The following is a 21,902-nucleotide window of genomic DNA, read 5'->3' as shown; positions in this document are numbered from 1 at the left end:
GCCTTCCAGCGGGCCCTCCGGGCGCTTCGTTCTTTCGTGTTTCCAGCTTATCAGATGTTTTCCGCTCCGTTTTCCGGAGTTTCATTCATCGGATTTGGCTTTCGCCTTTCGGCGCTCCCGAACTCTATCAGAGTTTCTCGGTCCGTTTTCCCGGATGTTCTCGAATTCGCATTCGAGGACTTCCTTGGGGCTCGTCCCGTGGGGCAACCCGGAGAACATTACGCACCGGGTCGCCCCACGTCAAACCAGCCTCAGCCGGGTCGGACGAGGGTCGGAGCGGAGGCTCAGACCTCGACGACGACCGGCAGGATCATCGGCCGACGGCGGTAGTTGTCCGCCACCCACTTGCCGATGGTCCGACGGACGAGCTGCTGCACCTGGCGGGGCTCCAGCACGCCGTCGCTCGCCGAGCGGTCCAGGGCTTCCTGGAGCTTGGCGACGACCGGCACGAAGGCGTTGTCGTCGATGCCGGAGCCGCGGGCCTGGATGGTCGGGCCGCCGATGATCTTGCCGTTGGTCGAGTCGACCGCGACGAAGACCGAGATGAAGCCCTCCTCGCCGAGGATCCTGCGGTCCTTGAGCGAGGCCTCGGTGATGTCGCCGACCGAGGAGCCGTCCACGTAGACGTAGCCGGCCTGCACCTTGCCGACGATCCGGGCGACGCCCTTCTCCAGGTCGACGCAGACGCCGTCCTCGGCGATGACCACGCGGTTGCGCGGCACACCGGTCGCGATGCCCAGCTCGGCGGCGGCCCGCAGGTGGCGCCACTCGCCGTGCACCGGCATGAGGTTGCGCGGCTTGCAGATGTTGAAGAAGTACAGCAGCTCGCCGGCCGAGGCGTGACCGGAGACGTGCACCTTGGCGTTGCCCTTGTGCACGACCTTGGCGCCCCAGCGGGTCAGGCCGTTGATCACGCGGTAGACCGCGTTCTCGTTGCCCGGGATCAGCGAGGAGGCCAGGACGACGGTGTCGCCCTCGACGATACGGATCTGGTGGTCGCGGTTGGCCATCCGGGACAGCGCGGCCATCGGCTCGCCCTGGGAGCCGGTGCAGATCAGCACCACCTCCTTGTCCGGCAGGTCGTCCAGCTGCTTGACGTCGACGATCATGTTGCCCGGCACCTTGAGGTAGCCGAGGTCACGGGCGATGCCCATGTTGCGGACCATCGAGCGGCCGACGAAGGCGACCTTGCGCTTGTACTCGTGCGCGGCGTCCAGGACCTGCTGGATGCGGTGCACGTGGCTGGCGAAGGAGGCCACGATGATGCGCTTGTCGGCGTTCGCGAAAACGTTTCGGAGCGCGGCCGAGATGTCCCGCTCGTGCGGGATGAAGCCGGGGACCTCGGCGTTGGTGGAGTCCACCAGCAGCAGGTCCATGCCCTCCTCCGCCAGCTTGGCGAAGGTCGGCAGGTCGGTCAGGCGACCGTCCAGCGGCAGCTGGTCCATCTTGAAGTCACCGGTGGCCACGACCATGCCGGCGGGGGTGCGGACGGCCACCGCGAGGGCGTCCGGGATGGAGTGGTTGACCGCGATGAACTCGCAGTCGAAGGGACCGATGCGCTCGCGCTCGCCCTCCTTGACCTCCAGCACGTACGGCCGGATGCGGTGCTCGGCGAGCTTGGCCTCGATCAGGGCGAGGGTCAGCTTGGAGCCGATCAGCGGGATGTCCGGGTTCTCCCGGAGCAGGAAGGGGACGGCCCCGATGTGGTCCTCGTGCCCGTGGGTGAGGACGATGCCGTCGACCTTGTCCAGGCGGTCCCGGATGTAGCTGAAGTCCGGCAGGATCAGGTCCACGCCGGGCTGCTCGTCCTCGGGGAAGAGGACGCCGCAGTCGATGATCAGGATGCGGTCGCCGTACTCGAGGACCGTCATGTTGCGGCCGATCTCGCCGAGGCCGCCGAGCGGAGTGATGCGGAGGGCGCCCTCCTTGAGGGCCGGGGGTGCGCCGAGTTCGGGGTGCGGGTGGCTCAAAAGACTCTCCTCACGACGCACGCCATATGCCCGGGGTCCTCCCCTGGTGACATATGGCGTGCGTACTCAGTGTCGTTTTCCTACTGGGTCGGTGCTCTCGCGCCTTCGGTCCGGTCCAGCGGCGGACCCGGGCGGGGTCCGGCGAGCCGGGGCGCGCACGTCTTTGTCGTTTACAGGTGTACCCCGCCGGCGGCGAGATCCTGCCTCAATCGGTCGATCTCCTCGGGCGTCGCGCCGACCAGCGGCAGCCGAAGCGGCCCGGCCGGCAGGCCCTGGAGGTCCAGCGCGGCCTTGGTGAGGATCACGCCCTGGGTGCGGAACATACCGGTGAACACCGGCAGCAGGCCCTGGTGGACCACGGTGGCCTTGGCCACATCGCCGGCCAGGTAGGCCTCGATCATCGTCTTCAGCGGGCCGGCCACCACGTGCCCGACGACGCTGACCACGCCGACGGCCCCGACGGACAGCAGCGGCAGGTTGAGGATGTCGTCGCCGGAGTACCAGGCGAGGTCGGAGCGGGCGATCGCCCAGGCCGCCGCGCCGAGGTCGCCCTTGGCGTCCTTGTTGGCGACGATCCGCGGGTGCTCACCGAGCCGGACCAGGGTCTCGTGGCTCAGCGCGACCCCGCTGCGGCCCGGGATGTCGTACGCCATCACCGGCAGGCCGGTGGCGTCGGCGACCTGCGTGAAGTGCCGGTACAGGCCCTCCTGCGGGGGCTTGTTGTAGTACGGGGTGACGACCAGCAGGCCGTGCGCCCCGGCGGCCTCCGCCTGCCGGGCCAGCTCGACACTGTGGTGGGTGTCGTTGGTGCCGACCCCGGCCACCACGTGGGCCCGGTCCCCGACCGCCTCCACCACGGCGCGGACGAGCTGGGCCTTCTCGGCGTCGTTGGTGGTCGGGGACTCACCGGTGGTGCCGTTGACGACGAGGCCGTCGTTCCCGGAGTCGACGAGGTGCGTGGCGAGGCGCTGGGCGCCGTCGATGTCGAGGGCGCCGTCGGCGGTGAACGGGGTGACCATAGCGGTCAGCACCCGGCCGAACGGCGTCTGGGGGGTGGAGGTCGGAGCCATGCGTCCAAAACTACTCGTAGGCGGTGGGGTGGTACCCATGCCGGTCCATGGTTCGGACAGGTGGAGCGGGCCGGGGCGGGGAGTGGGATTCCGGTGCTGCCCGCTCGGGGGTTCGGGCAGCACCGGAATCCGTGGTCACGAATGTAGGGAGCGGCTAGAAAAGCCGCAATCCAGACATGCAGGACATCCAGCCCATATGCCTGTCCTCCCAGGTCAGGGGGCGACCCGGCCGTGCTTCTCGAAGGCCGCATGGGTGAGCGGCATGAGCCGGGCCCACTGCTCCTCCATCTGCTCCGCGACCATCTCGATCTCGCGCTGCGGGAACGACGGCACCGCCGAGTTCTCCCGCCGGGTGCGCAGCGAGAGGAAGTGCATCAGCGAACGCGCGTTGCAGGTCGCGTACATCGAGGAGAACAGGCCGACCGGCAGCACCGCCCGGGCCACCTCGCGGGCCACGCCGGCCGCCAGCATCTCCTGGTAGCGGGCGTAGGACTCGCGGTACGCGGCCTCCATCGCCTCGCCGGTGGTCCGGTGCTGCTCGGGGGTGCCCTGGTGGAACTCGTACTTGCCCGGGCGTCCCTGCTGGACCAGCTTGCGGTCCTCGGCCGGGACGTAGAAGACCGGTTCCAGCTCGCGGTAGCGGCCGGACTCCTCGTTGTAGGACCAGCCGCTGCGGTGCCGGTGGAACTCCCGGAACACGAAGATCGGCGCGCTGATGAAGAAGGTCATCGAGTTGTGCTCGAAGGGCGTGCCGTGCCGGTCGCGCATCAGGAAGTTGATCAGGCCCTTGGACTTCTCCGGGTCCTGCTGGAGCGCCTCCAGGGACTGCTCCCCCGCGGTCGAGACCCGGGCCGCCCAGATGACGTCCGAGTCGGCGGCGGCGCTGCGGACCAGCTCCACCGTCACATCGCTGCGGAAACTGGGGGCCGTCGGTTCTTCGCTCACGCGTTACTCCTTGCGGGTTCGGTGCTGTGCAGCTTGATGGCGTGCTGCATGGTCTTGCGGGCGCGCGGGGTGTCGCCGGCGTCGGCGTAGGCCACGGCGAGGCGGAACCACACCCGCCAGTCGCCGGGCTCGGCCTCCGCCTCGGCCTGGCGGCGGGCGAACACCGCGTCGGCCGAGGCCCGGTCGATCCGCCCGCCCTTGCTGCGCCGGAGCTCGTCCACCGGCAGCCCGCCCTCGGCGTCCAGCTCGTGGGCGAGCCGCTCGCTGGCCCTGCCGAAGCGGACGGTCTGGCGCAGGAACCAGACGCCGATCACCGGGATGACGAAGGCGCAGAGGCCGATGCCGATGCCGAGCGGCTTGCCGGTGGCGATCAGCTGGACGCCCTCCCCCACGCAGACGAGGGCGACCAGCAGCAGCACGCCGGACAGGACGAAGAAACCGGTGCGGGAGGTCATCTGCGGCTCACAGGTCCAGGAAGTGTTCGAGGCCGAAGGTCAGCCCCGGGGTGTCGACGACCTTGCGCACGCCCAGCAGGATGCCCGGCATGAAGCTGCTGTGGTGCAGCGAGTCGTGCCGGATGGTGAGCGTCTCGCCGGTGTCGCCGAACATCACCTGCTGGTGGGCCAGCAGGCCGCGCAGCCGGACGGCGTGCACCGGCACCCCGTCCACGTCGGCGCCGCGGGCGCCGGGCAGGCTGTGGCTGGTCGGGTCCTGCTGCTTCGGCCGGCCGGCCTCGGCGCGGGCCGCGGCGATCAGCTGGGCGGTGCGGGTGGCGGTGCCGCTGGGGGCGTCGGCCTTGCGGTCGTGGTGCAGCTCGACCACCTCGACCGACTCGAAGTAGCGGGCGGCGATCTGGGAGAACTTCATGCCGAGGATCGCACCGATGGAGAAGTTGGGCGCGATCAGCAGGCCCAGCTCCGGGGCGTCGGCCAGCCAGCCCTGCACGGTGGCGAGCCGCTCGTCCGTCCAACCGGTGGTACCGGTGACCACGTGGATGCCGTGGTGCAGGCAGTGGTCGAGGTTGCCCATCACCGAGTCCGGGTGGGTCAGTTCGACGGCGACCTGGGCCCCGGCCTCGGTCAGCTCCGTCAGCTTCGACCCGCGGCCCAGGGTGGCGACCAGCTCCAGGTCGGGCGCGGCCTCGACGGCCTTGACCGCCTCGGAGCCGATCCGTCCGTTGGCACCGATCACGGCGACACGCAGCGTCATTGCGGAATTCCTCTCAGACAAGGCAGTCTCACACGAGCAGATCGGCGAGCCGGGCGGCCCGCTTGTCGTTGACCGGCCCGATCAGCGCCAGCGACGGCCGGTACGCGCCCAGCACATCACGGGCCACCGCGTGGACGTCCTCCAGGGTCACCGCCGCGATCCGCTCCAGCATGTCGTCCACCGACAGGTGGTGTCCGTAGCTGAGTTCGGCCTTGCCGATCCGGTTCATCAGCGAGCCGGTGTCCTCCATGCCGAGCACGGTGGAGCCGGAGATCTGCCCGATCGCGCGGTGCAGTTCCTCCTCGGTGATGCCGTCGGCGACGACCTTGGCCAGCTCCTCGCGGCAGATCCGCAGCACCTCCTCGACCCGCTTGGGCTGGCAGCCGGCGTAGATGCCGAACAGGCCGCTGTCCGCGTAGGACGAGGAGTACGAGTAGACCGAGTACGCCAGGCCGCGCTTCTCCCGGACCTCCTGGAACAGCCGGGAGCTCATCCCGCCGCCCAGGGCTGCGTTGAGCACGCCCATCGCCCAGCGGCGCTCGTCGTGCCGGGGCACCCCGGGGACGCCCAGCACCAGGTGGGCCTGCTCGGTGGAGCGGTTGAGCACCTCGACCTTGCCGGCCGTGCGCAGCGCCTTGACGCCGCGGCGGGCCTCGGCGGGCGCCGCGGTGGAGCGGGCCAGCACCGGGGCAAAGGCCTCCTGGACCTGCTTGACGACCTTGCGGTGGTCCAGGTTGCCGGCCGCGGCGACGACCAGGTGCTCCGGGCGGTAGCGGCGGTGGTAGAAGCCGGCGATCTGCTCCCGGGTGAGCGCCTTGATGGTCTCCTGGGTGCCGAGGATCGGGCGGCCGAGCGGGCCGCTGCCGAAGATCACCCTGGCGAACAGGTCGTGGACCACGTCGCCCGGGTCGTCCTCGGCCATCGCCATCTCTTCGAGGATGACGCCGCGCTCGGCGTCCACGTCCTCGGTGCGGATCAGCGAGCCGGTGAGCATGTCGCAGACCACGTCGATGGCCAGCGGCAGGTCGGTGTCCAGGACCCGGGCGTAGTAGCAGGTGTTCTCCTTCGCGGTGAAGGCGTTCATCTCGCCGCCGACCGCGTCCAGGGCCGCCGAGATGTCCAGCGCGCTGCGCCGCTCGGTGCCCTTGAAGAGCAGGTGCTCCAGGTAGTGGGTGGCGCCGTTGAGCTGCGGGGTCTCGTCCCGCGAGCCGACGCCGACCCAGATGCCGAAGGTCGCGGAGCGAACCGTCGGCAGGGTTTCGGTGACGACCCGCAGGCCGCCGGGCAGGACGGTCCGGCGCACCGTGCCGGCGCCGTCGACGCCCTTGAGCAGGGTCCGGGTGGTGCCGGGACGCTGCTTTACCGCCGGGGCCTGGGCCACGGTGGGTACCTCCAGAGGAAACGCACGTGGAATGGCACGTACGGACGAACGCGTGGACAACGGGGTGCGGCCCGCACGCCGGGAGGCGTACGGGCCGCAAGGGTCAGCTAGCGGCGCTTCACTCGGAAGCGGCCTCGCCGGCCTCCTCGCCCTCGATGACCGGGATCAGCGAGAGCTTGCCGCGCGGGTCGATCTCGGCGATCTCGACCTGCACCTTGGCGCCGACGCCGAGGACGTCCTCGACGTTCTCCACGCGCTTGCCACCGGCGAGCTTGCGGATCTGCGAGATGTGCAGCAGGCCGTCCTTGCCCGGCATGAGCGAGACGAACGCGCCGAACGTCGTGGTCTTGACCACGGTGCCCAGGTAGCGCTCGCCGACCTCCGGCATGGTCGGGTTGGCGATCTGGTTGATCGTGGTGCGGGCGGCCTCGGCGGCCGGGCCGTCGGCGGCACCGATGTAGATGGTGCCGTCGTCCTCGATCGTGATCTCGGCGCCGGTGTCCTCCTGGATCTGGTTGATCATCTTGCCCTTGGGGCCGATGACCTCACCGATCTTGTCCACCGGGATCTTGATGGTGATGATGCGCGGCGCGTTCGGGGACATCTCGTCGGGCGAGTCGATGGCCTCGTTCATCACGTCGAGGATGTGCAGGCGGGCGTCCTTGGCCTGCTTCAGCGCGGCGGCCAGCACCGACGCCGGGATGCCGTTCAGCTTGGTGTCCAGCTGGAGGGCGGTGATGAAGTTGCGGGTACCGGCGACCTTGAAGTCCATGTCGCCGTACGCGTCCTCGGCGCCCAGGATGTCGGTCAGCGCGACGTAGTGGGTCTCGCCGTCGATCTCCTGGGAGATCAGGCCCATGGCGATGCCGGCGACGGCGGCCTTCAGCGGCACACCGGCGTTCAGCAGCGACATGGTGGACGCGCAGACCGAGCCCATCGAGGTGGAGCCGTTGGAGCTCAGCGCCTCGGAGACCTGGCGGATGGCGTACGGGAACTCCTCGCGGGTCGGCAGGACCGGCAGGATGGCGCGCTCGGCCAGCGCGCCGTGGCCGATCTCGCGACGCTTGGGCGAGCCCACGCGGCCGGTCTCGCCGACCGAGTACGGCGGGAAGTTGTAGTTGTGCATGTAGCGGCGACGCGTCTCCGGGGAGAGCGTGTCGAGCTGCTGCTCCATCCGGAGCATGTTCAGCGTGGTGACACCCAGGATCTGGGTCTCGCCGCGCTCGAACAGGGCCGAGCCGTGGACCCGCGGGATGGCCTCGACCTCGGCGGCCAGGGTGCGGATGTCGGTGACGCCGCGGCCGTCGATGCGGACCTTGTCCTTGATGACGCGCTCGCGGACGATCTTCTTGGTCAGCGCGTTGTAGGCGGCGCTGATCTCCTTCTCGCGACCCTCGAACTCGGGGAGCAGCTTCTCGGCGGCGACCGCCTTGACGCGGTCCAGCTCGGCGTTGCGCTCCTGCTTGCCCGGGATGGTGAGGGCCTTGGCCAGCTCGTCCTTGACGGCGGCGGTCAGGGCGGCCAGGACGTCGTCCTGGTAGTCCAGGAAGACCGGGAAGTCGGCGGTCGGCTTGGCGGCCTGGGCGGCCAGCTGCGCCTGCGCGGCGCACAGCACCTTGATGAAGGGCTTGGCGGCGTCGAGGCCGGAGGCCACGACCTCCTCGGTCGGCGCCTCGGCGCCGCCCTCGACCAGCTTGATGGTCTTGTCGGTGGCCTCGGCCTCGACCATCATGATCGCGACGTCGCCGTCCGGCAGGACGCGACCGGCGACGACCATGTCGAAGACGGCCGACTCCAGCTCGCTGTGGGTCGGGAAGGCCACCCACTGGCCGTTGATCAGCGCGACGCGGACGCCACCGATCGGGCCGGAGAACGGCAGGCCCGCCAGCTGGGTGGAGGCGGAGGCGGCGTTGATCGCGACCACGTCGTACAGGTGGTCGGGGTTGAGCGCCATGATCGTGCAGACGACCTGGACCTCGTTGCGCAGGCCCTTGACGAAGGACGGGCGCAGCGGGCGGTCGATCAGGCGGCAGGTGAGGATCGCGTCCTCGGACGGCCGGCCCTCGCGACGGAAGAACGAGCCGGGGATGCGGCCGGCGGCGTACATCCGCTCCTCGACGTCCACGGTCAGCGGGAAGAAGTCGAAGTGCTCCTTCGGCTGCTTGGACGCGCTGGTGGCCGACAGCACCATGGTGTCGTCGTCGAGGTAGGCCACGGCGGAGCCGGCGGCCTGACGGGCCAGACGGCCGGTCTCGAAGCGGATGGTACGGGTGCCGAAGGAACCGTTGTCGATCACGGCCTCGGCGTAGAACACGTTCTCTTCCACCTGGAAGATCTCCTCTTTCGTACGTCTCCGGGAGAGCGTCCCCGCGCTGCCTCTGTTCGGCCCTGGGGCCCTCCTGCCAAGGAGGGCGGCAGTCGGGCCGGTCTTCGATCGAAGCCTCCGGGGTGCCCCGCTCGGCTGCGGGGGTTCCGGGGGCCACTACCGAGGACCGGCGCCTCACGGCTGCCGGGCCGGGACGGGCGGTCCGCGTCTGGACGCTCTCTCGGATGCGGGCGGCTTCCGTTTGAAGCCTTCGTCCCGCGGGGGGGTTCGGGCTTGCTGCCCGGGTGGCGCGCTGCTGCGCCATCACCCGGCATGCCCACAACCCTACGGTGCAATCCTCGGCCACCTGGGGAGGTGCGCGCGAGTTGTTATGTCAGGGTGCCGCGGTCGAACCGCGGCGGCATACGCACGCGGGGCGGCTCCCCGGTGTGGGGAGCCGCCCCGAGCGGCGGTCTTAGCGGGCGCCGCCGGCGGCACCGCGACGGATGCCCAGGCGGTCGACGAGCGTACGGAAGCGCTCGATGTCCTTCTTGGCCAGGTACTGCAGGAGGCGGCGACGCTGGCCGACCAGGATCAGCAGGCCACGACGCGAGTGGTGGTCGTGCTTGTGGAACTTGAGGTGCTCGGTCAGGTCCGAGATACGGCGCGACAGCATGGCGACCTGGACCTCGGGGGAGCCGGTGTCGCCCTCCTTCTGGCCGAACTCGGCGAAGATCTGCTTCTTGACGTCAGAGGCGAGAGCCACTGCAACTCCTTCAAGGTCTACCGAGCGGTCCTGGTCGACTGCACAGGACTCTGCGAGAACTCGGTGTCGTGAGCGCGGCCCGCGGTCGGCTGCCCACGAGTGGGCGGACACATGGCTGCGCTCGGTGGCCAAGCGTACCAGTGCGGCCCACCCGTCCGACGGGCGGGTGGGCGGGCGCCCGTCGGGCGCTCAGCCGGTGGCGCCGCGGACCAGCCGGTAGACGTTCAGCACGGCGAGCGCCAGCGGGACCAGCGAGATCAGGGTGAGGCTGTCCACCAGGTCCAGGATGCGTCCCCAGAACGGGGAGACGCCGAGCCGGGGCACCACCAGGGCGATCGCGGTGAGCAGCGCGGCGCCGAAGGCGATGGAGGCGGCCAGCCAGACGGTGCGCAGGTCGAGCTGGGTGCCGGAGCCGGCCGCGCGCAGGATGAACTGCGGGGTGTGCAGGGACAGCCCGACGATCAGCAGGCACAGGCCCAGCAGGCCGGCGACGGTGAGGCCGAGGACCTGCGCGGTGTAGCGGAACAGCCGGGCGCGCAGCATGGTGGCGATGCCCAGGGCGAGTGCGAGCAGTTCGGGGAAGGTCCGGTCGGTGAAGGAGAGGACGGCGCAGGCGCCGACCACGACCGCGGCGCAGCCGCCGACCAGGCCGACCAGCACCTCGTGGCCGCGGCGGGCCTGGTGGGCGATCCGCTCGTACTGGACGGCCTCGGCACGCTCGGCCTCCTCGTCGTAGTCGCGGCTGCGGGTGCGGGTCTGGCCGGGGGCGCTGAAGCCGACCGGCAGCCGGGCGAAGCGGGCGGAGAGGCCGGGCAGGAAGCCGACGGCGGCGACCGCGGCGACGCCGGTGACGGCGGCGATGTTGCCGGCCGGGGTGCCGGGCATCAGCACGGCGGCGAAGGTGGCGAGGGCGCCGGCGGTGGCGACGAGGGCGGCGGCGACGAACACCGCGTCCTGCTCCGGCAGCAGGCCGGCGAGCAGCACGGCGACCACCAGGACGGTGACGCAGCCGGCCAGGAACTGGAGCCGGCCCGGGCCGTCCCCCGGATGGGTGACGGCGATGACGCCGCTGCCGGCGATCATCGCGTGCGGGAGGGCGCCGAGGCCGAGCGCGACCGCGGCGTGCGGGTCCCGGTAGACCCGGGCGCGCACCCCGGCGAGCGCGGTGAGCACGACGGCGGTGACGCCGGCCAGCACCCCGGGCAGGCTGTGCATGTCGTGGCGCAGGTCGGAGAACCAGAGCGCGAAGCCGAGCAGGGTGAGCAGGACGCCGGCGCCGATCAGGCCGAAGCCGCGCATCAGGTCGACGGTCCAGAAGCGGCGGTCGGCCTCGACGGCGCTGGCGATGGCGTCGGCGACGTCGTCGTGGACGGCCGGCGGCAGCGACTCGGCGAAGGGGCGCAGCGCCAGCAGGTCGCCGTCGCGGACCTGCTGGGCGGCCAGCGACAGGCTGCCGTCGAGCACGGTGCCGTCGCGGCGGACCAGGTGGTAGCCGGTGGGGGCGCCCTCGGGCTGGCTCTGGTTGGCCAGTCGCAGCACCTCGGGGTAGACGTCTGCGAGGGGGACGTCCTCGGGCAGGGCGACGTCGATCCGGCGGTCCGGCGCGACGACGGTGACCCGGCAGTAGCCCGTGGCGGCCGTACTACTGCTCATGCGCCCACCTCGCTGCGCTCGGCAGGGGCACTCGCCCACGCGCACCTCTCAATGATGAGCTCGCTCCGCTCACTCATTGGTCCGCACCTCGATCCTTCGACGCACTGAGCGCTCCCCCTGGGTTGACGGTGCCGCGGCACGGCGGCGCGCGGTGTGTGGCTGCGGAACCGGCCCGGCCGGGCCGCGAGTTGGCGCGGCGTTACCCTACCCGCTCGGTTCGTGCCCGCTGCCGCGGCGGGGTCGGGCGGGGAGGCCGCACGGCGCCGGGGTCTGGCGGGCGGTGCGGGGGCGACCGTTAGGATCGGCGCCTGCGCACGGTGGTACGGGGGCTGCGCTGCGTGGGGCGTCCTCAGCCACGGGATCCCGTACCGGAGCCGGCGCAGTCGCGTGAGGGCTGATGCCGAAGTGATCGATCGACGCCGCGGGGTGGATGACGCATGGGTGTGATCATGGTCAAGCGACCGGCCAGGGCCTACCCGCCGACCGTGCCGGACGAACCGGTGGAGCTGGTCAGTCCGCCCGAGCTGCCCCGGCAGGGCCACGAGGACTGGCTGATGAGCATCCTGCCGATGCTCGGCATGGGCGGCTCGGCGGTGTTCTTCTTCTCCCCCGGTGCGGCCGCCCCGATGAAGATCATGGGCGGTCTGATGATCGTCTCGACGCTCGGCATGGTGCTGGCCCAGATCGTCCGGGCCCGCAAGGGCGGCTCGACCGCGATGGCCGACGAGCGGCGCGACTACCTCAAGTACCTCCAGCAGACCCGCCGCCAGGTGCGCCGCACGGCGGAGAGCCAGCGCGGCGCGCTGCTGTTCCTGAACCCGGCGCCGGACCAGCTGTGGTCGATCGTCGAGGACGGCCGGCGGCTGTGGGAGCGGCGCACGGCGGACGGCGACTTCGCGCAGATCCGGGTGGGCCTCGGGCCGGTGCAGCTGTCCACCCCGCTGGTGGCGCCGCAGACCGCGCCGATGGACGAGCTGGAGCCGCTGTCGGCGGCCGCGATGCACTCCTTCCTGAAGGCGCACGGCACCCTTCAGGACCTGCCGCTGGCGGTCTCACTGCGGGCCTTCTACCACATCACGGTGTGCGGGGACCCGGACTCGGTGTACGGGAACGTGCGCGCGATGATCGCCCAACTGACCACCCTGCACTCGCCGGACGACCTGCTGGTCGCGGTCGCCGCGGCGCCCGGCGCGGCCGAGGAGTGGGACTGGACCAAGTGGCTCCCGCACAACCAGCACCGCAAGGAGAGCGACGGCGCGGGCTCGCGCCGGCTGAGCGCGAACGACCTGGGCGAGCTGGAGTACCTGCTGCAGGACGAACTGTCCGGCCGCCAGCGCTTCGTCCGGGACGCGGCGCCCGCCGCGGACCAGCCGCACCTGGTGGTGGTCATGGACGGCGCCGGGGTGCCGCACGACTCGGTGCTGGCGAGCCCCGAGGGCGTGCAGGGGGTGACCGTGATCGAGGTCGTCCCGGGTGAGGTGGACGAGCCCAGCGGGCACCTGATGGTGACGGTCAACCCGCAGGAGCTGGTGCTGCGTTCGGCCTCCGGGGCGACCTACGCGGGCAAGCCGGACCTGCTCTCGCTGTGGCAGTCCGAGGCGCTGGCCCGGCAGCTGGCGCCGTACCGGGCCTCGGCCGGCGGGGACGACGAACCGCTGCTGTCCAACCTGGACTTCACCGACATGATGAACTCGGGCGACCCGGGCTCCTTCGACGTGGCCCGCAGCTGGCGCCCGCGCGCCCAGCACGAGCGGATGCGGGTGCCGATCGGCGTCGGCGCGGGCGGCGAGCACGTCTACCTGGACATCAAGGAGGCCGCGCTGGAGGGCATGGGCCCGCACGGCCTGTGCGTGGGCGCGACCGGTTCCGGCAAGTCGGAGCTGCTGCGCACGCTGGTGCTCGCGCTGGCGATGACCCACTCCTCGGAGACGCTGAACTTCGTGCTCGCCGACTTCAAGGGCGGCGCGACCTTCCTCGGCATGGCGGACATGCCGCACACCTCCGCGGTGATCACCAACCTGGAGGGCGAGCTCACCCTGGTCGACCGCATGCGCGACGCGATCGAGGGCGAGCTGCACCGCCGCCAGGAGCTGCTGCACCGCTCCGGCAACTACGCCAACATCCACGAGTACGAGCGGGCCCGGGCGGCCGGCGCGGCGCTGGACCCGCTGCCCTCGCTGGTGCTGATCATCGACGAGTTCTCCGAACTCCTCACCGCCAAGCCCGACTTCATCGAGATGTTCATCCAGATCGGCCGGATCGGCCGCTCCCTGGGCGTGCACCTGCTGCTGGCCTCGCAGCGCCTGGAGGAGGGCAAGCTGCGCGGCCTGGACACCTACCTCTCGTACCGGATCGGTCTGCGCACCTTCTCGGCGGCCGAGTCGCGGGCGGCGATCGGCGTGCCGGACGCCTACCACCTGCCGCCGGTGCCGGGCGTCGGCTACCTGAAGTTCGGCGAGGACGTGATGGACCGGTTCAAGGCCGCGTACGTCTCGGGGCCGTACCGGGCGCCGGGGCAGCAGCGCTCGACCGGCGGGCGGCGGGTGAACGCCCGCCCGGTGGCCTTCACCTCGGCCTTCGTGGACCTGCCGCCGGCCCCGGCGGAGGAGGAGGCGCCGCAGGCCCCGGAGCAGGACGACGCGCTGGTGGACACCGTGCTGGACGTGTTCGTCCAGCGGATGGCCGGCCAGGGACCGGCCGCGCACCAGGTGTGGCTGCCGCCGCTGGACGAGGCGCCGAGCCTGGACCACCTGCTGCCGCCGCTGCAGGTCGTCCCGGAGCGCGGGCTGACCGCGCCGGGCTACCCGGGCGGGCGGCTGCGGGCGCCGATCGGGATCGTGGACAAGCCGCGCGAGCAGAAGACCGACATCCTGGAGGTCGACTTCTCCGGGGCGGCCGGCCACGGCCTGGTGGTGGGTGGCCCGCGGTCGGGCAAGTCCACCGTGCTGCGCACCATGACGGCCGCCTTCGGCCTCACCCACACCCCCCGCGAGGTGCAGTTCTACCTGCTGGACTTCGGCGCGGGCAGCTTCCAGTCGCTGCTCGGCCTGCCGCACGTCGGCGGGGTGGCCGGGCGGCTGGACGTGGACAAGGTGCGCCGGATGGTCTCCGAGGTGCACTCGGTGATGAACCGGCGCGAGGAGCTGTTCCGGGCGACCGGGATCGACACCATCGCGACCTACCGGGCCCGCCGGGCGGCCGGGCAGCTGCCGGACCAGGCCTTCGGCGACGTGTTCCTGATGATCGACGGCTGGAACACCTTCAAGCAGGAGTTCGAGGGGCTGGAACCGGTCATCGGCGACCTCGCCCAGCGCGGCCTCGGCTACGGCGTCCACCTGGTGATCACCGCGGCCCGGTACGCGGAGGTGCGCCCGGCGCTGAAGGACCTGCTGCAGAACCGCATCGAGCTGCGGCTCGGTGACGCGATGGAGTCCGAGGTGGACCGCCGGGTGGCGCAGAACGTCCCGGCGCTGGCCGGGCGGGGCATCACCGCGGAGCGGCTGCACTTCCTCGGCGGGCTGCCGCGGCTGGACGGCTCCGCCGCGGTGGAGGACCTCCAGGACGGGGTGACCGGACTGGTCGCCGCGGTCGACGGCGCCTGGACCGGGCCGCGCGCCCCCCAGGTGCGGATGCTGCCCGCCGTCCTGGACGGGAACTCGCTGCCAAAGGGCTTCGAGCACCCGGAGCGCGGGGTGGCCTTCGGCGTGGACGAGGCCGAACTGGCGCCGGCGTTCGTCAACTTCGAGACCGACCCGCTGTTCATCGTGTTCGGCGACACCGAGTCCGGGAAGTCGGCGCTGCTGCGGATGCTGATCAAGCAGATCACCGAGCGCTACTCCCCGGACCAGGCCGGCATCGTGGTCGGCGACTACCGGCGCGCCCTGCTGGGCACCGTCCCGCCGGAGCACCTGGTGGAGTACGCGGCCGCCCAGCCGGCCATGGCGGCCATCGTGGACATGCTGCGCGGGGCCTGCGCCCGCCGGCTGCCCGGCCCGGACGTGACCGCCGAGCAGCTGCGCAACCGCAGCTGGTACAGCGGCAAGGACATGTTCGTGATCGTCGACGACTACGAGCTGGTCGCGACCGGCTCGGGCAACCCGCTGGCGCCGCTGGCCGAGTTCCTGCCGTTCGCCCGGGACATCGGCCTGCGGGTGATCGTGGCCCGCAGCGCGGGCGGTGCCGGACGCTCGCTGTACGAGCCGGTGATGCAGCGGATGCGCGAGCTGGGCGGGCAGGGCGTCATCCTCTCCGGCAACCGGGACGAGGGCGCGCTGCTGGGGACGGTCAAGCCGCAGGCGCTGCCGCCGGGCCGCGGGGTCTTCGTGTCACGCCGGGTGACCGGCGGGCAGATGGTCCAGACGGGCTGGCTGCCGGTCCAGTGAGCACACGGGGTGACCGAGCCGTCCGCTACGGACGGTGATCGAGGGGGTCGGACTTCCGGAGTCCGGCCCCTTCGGCGTCCCAGGTGCTGAAACGTTACCTAGATCTTTCCGGCCCGGGGCTACGGTTCCCGTACCCGACCTGCGAGTTGTCGCCCCACCCGGGGCCACCTGGACGTGTCGCCGTCCGATCGAGATGCCACCTTTGAAAGGTGGCTTGCAACAGACTGTTTACCTTTGATTCATATCCATTGTGGCCAAGGTAACAAGTCAGACAAACAGCGTGATGACGGTAAGTGATCATCGGATCGCATGTCTGTGCCGTCCACCGCAACGGATTCCGAAGCAGTTCCGGCGTTGACGCAATCAATACGCCCAAGGTTCCATGGCGGCCCGGGAGCGACCGGACCAGACCCGAGCAACCAGCCAGCGGAGGCGATACCCGCTCCCCTTCCAGGACCGTTCAGAGCCGATCGGATGCCACATGACCGACACGCTTCGCCCGCCACAGACCGTAGCCGCCACGGCGGACGGGGCAGTCGCGCCCCAGCAGCTCAAGCGCTCGATCGGCGTCGTGGGCGGCACCCTGCTCACGCTGTCCTGCGTCACGCCCGCGTCGACGCTCTTCGTGATCGTGCCGGAACTGTTCTCCAGCATCGGCAGCGCCACCGCCCTGGCCATCGCCATCGGCTCGGTGCTCTGCATCGCGGTCGCGTTCTGCTACTCCGAGCTCGGCACCCTGATCCCCAGCGCCGGCGGCGAGTACGCGATGGTCGGCACCCTGGCCGGACGGCTCGCGGGCTGGCTGGTCTTCATCCAGTCGCTGATCGTGGTCATGATCGTCCCCTCGGTCATCGCCCTCGGCACCGCCGACTACCTCGCGCCCGTGCTGCACGTCGACAAGCCGATCGCCGGCGCCGCCGTGATGCTCGCCGCCACCCTGGCCGGCCTGCTCGACCTGCGCGCCAACGCCTGGATCACTGGCATCTTCCTGGTCCTGGAGGTCATCGCGGCCGGCGTGGTCTCCGTGCTCGGCTTCGCCCACGCCAACCCGGAGCACGCCAGTCTGCTGCACGGCCTGGTCGCCGGGGACGGCGGCGCCACCAAGACGGTCGGCATCGGCGCCATCGTCGGAGCGCTCGGCATCGCACTGTTCGCCACCCAGGGCTTCTCCACCGCGGTCTACCTCTCCGAGGAGCTGGAGAACCCCCGCCGCACCGTCTCCCGCACCGTGCTGTGGACCCTCGGCCTCTCCAGCGCCATCATCCTGATCCCGGTCGCCGCCATCACCATGGGCGCCCCCGACCTGCAGAGCCTGACCGACGGCGACATCTCCGGCATGGTCACCGCCTGGAGCAACTCCGCGGTCGGCACCTTCATCAGCCTCTGCATCGCGCTGGCCATCATCAACGCCGGCATCGTCATGGTCATCCAGAACTCCCGGGTGCTGTTCGCCTCCGCCCGCGACAAGGCCTGGCCCGAGCCGGTCAACAAGGCCTTCGGCACCCTCGGCCGCTTCGGCTCCCCGTGGGTCGCCACCCTGGCCGTCGGCCTGCCCGGCGCCGCGCTCTGCTTCGTCAAGGGCGAACTGCTCAGCAACATCACCGGCGTCGCCGTCACCGCGATGTACCTGCTGGTCGCCATCGCCTCGCTGCTCTCCCGCCGCGGCCACCACAAGCACGCCGCCGCCTGGCGGATGCCGCTGTGGCCGGCCGTCCCGGTGCTGCTGATCCTCGTCCTGCTCTACGTCATGACCAAGCTGGACGCCGAGCCGCTGCTGTGGACCGGCGGCATCACCGCCGCCGCCACCCTCTACTGGCTGCTCTACCTGCGCCCCCGGCAGGACACCCGCTGGGTGATCACCCTCCCCGAGGACCAGCGGGACTGACCCACCGACCCCCACCCCTCCCCCACACGGCGGTGCCCCGGGCCCTCCCCCAAGAGCCCGGGGCACCGCCGCATTCCGTCCGGCCCGCCGCTACTTCTTGAGCTTCCAGACCGGGGCCGCCGCGATCGTCTGCATCTGGTCGTCGGTCAGCACCGGGGCCTTGCGGGTCGGCGGGGTCTTCTGGGTGCCGCTGTTGAACGAGCTGATCACCACCCGCAGACCGTCCGGGTGCAGGGTGTCCACCGTCCACATGCCCGGGTTGCCGCCCTCCCTGCGGACCACCACCTTGGTGCCGTCCGGCAGCGTCCGGGCGTTGCCGAACAGGCCCCCCGTGCCGTCGTGGCTCCAGTCCTGCACGTTCAGCTGCACCAGGGACTTGCCCTTGCCGTCGTCCAGCACGAAGTTGGCGTAGCCGGAGCCGTCGCCGGCGGTCTCCGTCTCGGTCAGCCCGCTCGGCAGCAGCGTGGCGGTGATCTCCAGGATCTCCTTGGTGCTGTACTCCTTGCCGGTGTCCGGCAGCTTGACCGGCTTCGGCTCCGGGATCGCGGCGATGACCGGGTCCCAGGACTTGTCGGTGACGATCGCCTTGAGCTGCTCCGGCGACAGCGGCGGGGTCGGACGGCTGTCCGGCGCACCCTTCTCGGCCGGGGAGTTCCACTCGGACAGCTCGATCTGCCGGCCGTCCTGGCCGATCAGCTTGGCGTTCCACCACTTGGTGGAGACGTGCTTGTCCGGGTACTCGTAGCCCTGGAGGACGGTCAGCGAACCGCCGCCCGGCAGGCTGGTGGCGGTGCAGGCGTCGTACGGGACCAGCTTCTTGTCCGGGCAGGAGTTCTGCGCCCGGTTGGGGTCGTTCGGCGCCAGCCGGGTGAGCGAGATGCCCATCGCGGCCCGGCCCTGGCCGTCGTCGAAGAGCAGGCTGGCGCCCGCGTTGACGCCGCCGCCCGGCTTGCCGGTGGGCTCGGTGCCGGTGCCCTTGCCGTCGGTGACCTGGCCCTTGGGCAGCAGCGCCTGGAAGGCGGCCAGCACCTCGGGGCCGGTGACCGCCTTGGCGGCGGGCGTACCGGCCGAGGCCGGCGTCAGGCTCGCACCGGCCGCGCCGGACGCCGTGCCCGTGGAGGCGGCGGCGACCGTGGCCGTACCGGTCGGCGAGCCGCCGCCGGTCAGGTACACCGCCCCGGTGCCCACCAGGGCCAGCGCGGCGGCACCGCCCACCACCGCGGCGGTCGACCGGCGGCGCCAGCGGCGGCGGCCGCGCTGGTACCCGCCCGCGACCAGCCCGGCCTGGTCGGCCTGCTCAGGGCGGAAACCCTCACCGGTACGGGTGATGGCGTAGAGAAGATCGTCTTCGAACTTGTCCGACTCGGACATGGCTGATCACCGTCTCCTTGCGTCGCGGAAGTGGCGGGAATGGCGGATTGGCGGAATGGCGGAGGTGTTCGGCGAAGCGATTCTGCGGACCGATTCGGCGAAGCGTTTCGGCACGCCGTTTCAGCGGGCCGTTTCAGCGGGCCGCGAGTTCGGCCAGCGTGTCGCCGAACTGGTCGCGCAGCCGGGCCAGCGCCCGGGTGGTCCTGGTCCGGACCGCACCGGAGGAGAGCCGCAGCACCTCGGCCGTCTCCTCGACGCTGCGGTCCTCCCAGTAGCGCAGCACCAGCACCGCGCGGTCCTTGGCGGGCATCCGCCCGAGCGCGTCCAGCAGGGTCAGCCGCAGACTGCTGTCCGCGTCCTGCCCCTCCGGCTCCGGCAGGGCCTCGGTCGGGCGCTCGCCGCTGGAGCGGCGGCGCTGCTGGGCGATGAAGGTGCGCACCATCACGGTGTGGGTGTAGGCCGCCGGGTTGTCGATCCGGTGCCGGCCGCCCGTGTAGGCGCTGCGCCGCCAGAGCACGTACATCCGGCTGAGGGCCTCCTGCACGAGGTCCTCGGCGTAGTGGGTGTCGCCGCTGGTGAGCAGACAGGCCGAGCGGTAGAGGTGCCCGGTCCGGCTGGAGACGAGTTCCAGGAACTCGGTGTCCTTGGCCTCGCGGCCGCCGCCGATCCACCCCATCGCCTTCGCTCCCCCGCGTTCGTGTGCCCCCTGACACTTGATGGATGCGGTGAACGGGCGCCGGTGTTACAGACGTTCCGCAGATTTCCCGGGCGGCCGGCGGACGGACGGCCGGCGGACGGTCAGTCGGCGGATCCGCGGCGCCGGTCGCGCAGCACGACGCCGCCGCCGATCAGCAGCGCGACCAGCAGCGCCCCGACGCCGACCACATAGGTGGCGGTGCGGCCGTCGCGGTCGGCCTGGGTCTCGCCGAGCCCGACCGGCCGGGGCACGATCGGCGCGGCCGCGAGCTGCACGGGCGCGTCCGGGGCGGCGGCGGACGGCGGGTTCTCGGGCGCCTTGGTGACGGCCTTGACCGGGTCCACCACGCCCCAGCCGATGAACCGGTTCGGGCCGGGCTCGGTGCGCTGGGCGCTCTGCTCGATCCACGCCCGCACCTGGGCCGGCGTCCACTTGGGGTGCGCGCCGATCAGCAGCGCGGCCAGCCCGGAGACGTACGGGGCGGCGAAGCTGGTGCCGTTGTCCACGCACTGGCCGCCGCCGGGGACGGTGGAGAGCATGTCGACGCCCGGCGCGGCGACCTTCACGAAGGAGCCGTACTCGGAGAACGGGGCCCGCTCGTTGTTGCGGTCGGAGGCGCCGACGGAGAGCACGGTCGGGAAGGCCCCCGGGTAGGTGTCGCCCTCCTTGCCGTCGTTGCCGCTGGAGGCGACCACCACGATGCCGTTGTCCTCGGCGTCCTGGATCGCGGCCTTGAGCTCCTGGTAGCCGCCGAAGTGGGCGTCGCCCGCGCCGCGCACGTCCTGGGAGATGTTGACGACCCTGATCGGCGCCTTGTTCGGGTCCTTGTTGTTCTTGACGACGTCGGTGATGGCCGCGGTGAGGCTGGAGACGTCGCCGTTGCCCTCGCTGTCGTTCTGCCGGATCGCGTAGATCCGGGCGTCGGGGGCCAGCCCGACGAAGCCGGTCCGGTCGCTGCGGCTCGCGGCGATGATCCCGGCCACCTTGGTGCCGTGGCCGACGGTGTCCGTCTTGGAGTTGCCGTCGACGAACTTGTTGTTCTGCTTGTCGTACAGCAGGTTCGGTCCGATGTCGACCTTGCCCGCCAGCTGCTGGTTGGCGTCGTCCACCCCGGTGTCGATGACGGCGACGGTCACCCCCCGGCCGGTGGTCGACCCGCCCTGCCACAGCTCGTCCAGGAGTATCCGCTGGAGCGACCACGGCACGGTCGGCACGTCCGGCGCGGGCTTGGGGCAGTCACCGGCGGCGGCGAGCCCCGGCCCGCCGTCCGCGTACGCCGGGGCGGCGAGCGGGCCGCCCAGCACCGTGAGCGCGGCCAGTGCCGCGGCCGTCCTGCGGAACCCGCGTCCGGACACCCTGCCACCCCTCATGTTCGCCACCCCGTGCCGCGCCGCGCGCCGAAGGGCGGGTGCCCGGAGTCCGGGTACCCGCCCCTGTCGTTCCCGTCCGGGAACGGTCGATCAGCCCTGCCAGAGACCGGCGTTCTTCTTCTCGGTCGCGTGGTAGCTCTGCGCGGCGCTCTCCAGCGAGCTGGAGATCGTGGCGCAGGTGTCCTTCAGGTTCTGCGCGGCGCCGTCCCACTTGGTCTGCTGGGTGTTGTAGCCCTGCTGGGCCTGGCCCTGCCAGCCCTGGGAGATCTTGGTGACCTCCTTGCGCAGCTCGGACAGCATGTGGTCGATCTTGTTGGCCGAGTTCTTGACGTCCTCCGACGCCTGGTGGAGGGTCTGGAAGTTGACGAGGATGTGGTCGGTCACGATGTCTCCCTGGACGAGGATGCGGAGCACCCGGCGCTCAGCCGTGGGCACCCCGTCGAGCGGACGGTGGGAACGGAGCGGTGGTCGGCTCGTCGACGATCGGCTCGTCGACGGTCAGCGCTGCGGTGCTCAGCCCTGCGGGCCGAACAGCGCCTTCTGCTCCTCTTCGGCGCTCGCGTAGTGCTTGGTGGTCAGCTCGATGGCGTGCTTGATCGCGGTCAGCGCTTCGTGCAGCGCCTTGACGTCGTCGTTGACCTTGCCCTGCAGGGCCTTGTAGGAGTCCGCGGCCTGACCCTTCCAGCCGCTGGTGATGTTCTCGACCGTGGTCTGGAGTGCCTTGCGCTCCGTCTCGATCTGGCCGAGCGCCGTCTCGATCTTCCCGGCGAAGTCCATCATCTCCTGCGCGGTCACCGTGAACTGGCCGTCACTCATGCGCACCATCCCCCATGAGACAAACATTGTGTGTACGGAGGAACCTGGGCCCCGCCGCCGCATCACCCGTGTGATGTCCAGG

Annotated in this window: 16 protein-coding genes; 2 read left to right on the top strand and 14 right to left on the bottom strand. The window is 71.2% G+C overall.

Translation table 11 applies throughout. The features are described 5' to 3' along the window. Positions 1 to 284: 284 nt before the first annotated feature. The 9 genes from ABTZ03_RS38160 to eccD all read right to left on the bottom strand — a co-directional run bounded on the left by ABTZ03_RS38160 (position 285) and on the right by eccD (position 11,299). Positions 285 to 1,970, bottom strand: coding sequence for a ribonuclease J (locus tag ABTZ03_RS38160; protein ID WP_350517801.1), 1,686 nt, complete (start codon positions 1,968 to 1,970; stop codon positions 285 to 287). A 170-nt stretch (positions 1,971 to 2,140) separates the two neighbouring features. Continuing rightward, on the bottom strand, positions 2,141 to 3,040 hold the full coding sequence (gene dapA / locus ABTZ03_RS38155; RefSeq protein ID WP_350517800.1) for a 4-hydroxy-tetrahydrodipicolinate synthase: 900 nt from the start codon (positions 3,038 to 3,040) through the stop codon (positions 2,141 to 2,143). 213 nt (positions 3,041 to 3,253) lie between these two features. Then, entirely contained in the window at positions 3,254 to 3,985 is a 732-nt protein-coding gene (gene thyX, locus ABTZ03_RS38150) for an FAD-dependent thymidylate synthase (RefSeq protein WP_350517799.1), read from the bottom strand. Then, the gene (locus tag ABTZ03_RS38145) at positions 3,982 to 4,440 is read right to left on the bottom strand and encodes a tetratricopeptide repeat protein (protein WP_350517798.1); all 459 of its coding nucleotides are present in this window, start codon (positions 4,438 to 4,440) and stop codon (positions 3,982 to 3,984) included. The genes thyX and ABTZ03_RS38145 overlap by 4 nt, the downstream gene beginning before the upstream one ends. Before the next feature lie 7 nt (positions 4,441 to 4,447). Then, the gene (gene dapB / locus ABTZ03_RS38140; RefSeq protein WP_350517797.1) at positions 4,448 to 5,194 is read right to left on the bottom strand and encodes a 4-hydroxy-tetrahydrodipicolinate reductase; all 747 of its coding nucleotides are present in this window, start codon (positions 5,192 to 5,194) and stop codon (positions 4,448 to 4,450) included. Between the two features lie 28 nt (positions 5,195 to 5,222). After that, entirely contained in the window at positions 5,223 to 6,575 is a 1,353-nt protein-coding gene (locus ABTZ03_RS38135) for a M16 family metallopeptidase (RefSeq protein ID WP_350517796.1), read from the bottom strand. A gap of 118 nt (positions 6,576 to 6,693) precedes the next feature. Further along, on the bottom strand, positions 6,694 to 8,901 hold the full coding sequence (locus ABTZ03_RS38130; protein ID WP_350517795.1) for a polyribonucleotide nucleotidyltransferase: 2,208 nt from the start codon (positions 8,899 to 8,901) through the stop codon (positions 6,694 to 6,696). Positions 8,902 to 9,355: 454 nt separating this feature from the next. Next, on the bottom strand, positions 9,356 to 9,646 hold the full coding sequence (gene rpsO / locus ABTZ03_RS38125) for a 30S ribosomal protein S15 (RefSeq protein WP_188302791.1): 291 nt from the start codon (positions 9,644 to 9,646) through the stop codon (positions 9,356 to 9,358). Positions 9,647 to 9,835: 189 nt separating this feature from the next. After that, positions 9,836 to 11,299 carry a type VII secretion integral membrane protein EccD gene (gene eccD, locus ABTZ03_RS38120; protein ID WP_350517794.1) on the bottom strand — a complete coding sequence of 488 codons (1,464 nt, stop codon included), beginning with the start codon at positions 11,297 to 11,299 and terminating at the stop codon, positions 9,836 to 9,838. A gap of 437 nt (positions 11,300 to 11,736) precedes the next feature. Here eccD and eccCa point away from each other — a divergent pair, with 437 nt between their 5' ends. Both eccCa and ABTZ03_RS38110 read left to right on the top strand, forming a co-directional pair. After that, positions 11,737 to 15,681: a type VII secretion protein EccCa gene (eccCa, locus tag ABTZ03_RS38115; protein WP_350517793.1), complete on the top strand. Its 3,945-nt coding sequence runs from the start codon at positions 11,737 to 11,739 to the stop codon at positions 15,679 to 15,681. Between the two features lie 481 nt (positions 15,682 to 16,162). Further along, complete coding sequence (locus ABTZ03_RS38110; protein WP_350517792.1) at positions 16,163 to 17,566, top strand: APC family permease; 1,404 nt, start codon at positions 16,163 to 16,165, stop codon at positions 17,564 to 17,566. A gap of 90 nt (positions 17,567 to 17,656) precedes the next feature. Here ABTZ03_RS38110 and ABTZ03_RS38105 read toward each other — a convergent pair whose 3' ends face one another. The 5 genes from ABTZ03_RS38105 to ABTZ03_RS38085 form a co-directional block, all read right to left on the bottom strand. Next, a complete protein-coding gene (locus ABTZ03_RS38105; RefSeq protein ID WP_350517791.1) occupies positions 17,657 to 18,937 on the bottom strand; it encodes a hypothetical protein in 1,281 nt (426 codons plus the stop codon). Positions 18,938 to 19,070: 133 nt separating this feature from the next. Then, a complete protein-coding gene (locus tag ABTZ03_RS38100) occupies positions 19,071 to 19,613 on the bottom strand; it encodes a SigE family RNA polymerase sigma factor (RefSeq protein WP_350517790.1) in 543 nt (180 codons plus the stop codon). A gap of 122 nt (positions 19,614 to 19,735) precedes the next feature. Next, positions 19,736 to 20,989 (bottom strand): S8 family serine peptidase, encoded by a 1,254-nt coding sequence (locus tag ABTZ03_RS38095; protein WP_350517789.1) that lies wholly within the window; start codon positions 20,987 to 20,989, stop codon positions 19,736 to 19,738. Between the two features lie 105 nt (positions 20,990 to 21,094). Continuing rightward, the gene (locus ABTZ03_RS38090; RefSeq protein ID WP_350517788.1) at positions 21,095 to 21,388 is read right to left on the bottom strand and encodes a WXG100 family type VII secretion target; all 294 of its coding nucleotides are present in this window, start codon (positions 21,386 to 21,388) and stop codon (positions 21,095 to 21,097) included. A 129-nt stretch (positions 21,389 to 21,517) separates the two neighbouring features. After that, entirely contained in the window at positions 21,518 to 21,820 is a 303-nt protein-coding gene (locus ABTZ03_RS38085) for a WXG100 family type VII secretion target (protein WP_350517787.1), read from the bottom strand. Between the last annotated feature and the right edge of the window lie 82 nt (positions 21,821 to 21,902).

This window comes from Kitasatospora sp. NPDC096077 (genome assembly GCF_040303245.1).
In the GTDB taxonomy this organism is placed as follows: Bacteria; Actinomycetota; Actinomycetes; order Streptomycetales; family Streptomycetaceae; genus Kitasatospora.
This window is presented reverse-complemented; position numbering and strand designations above follow the sequence as displayed.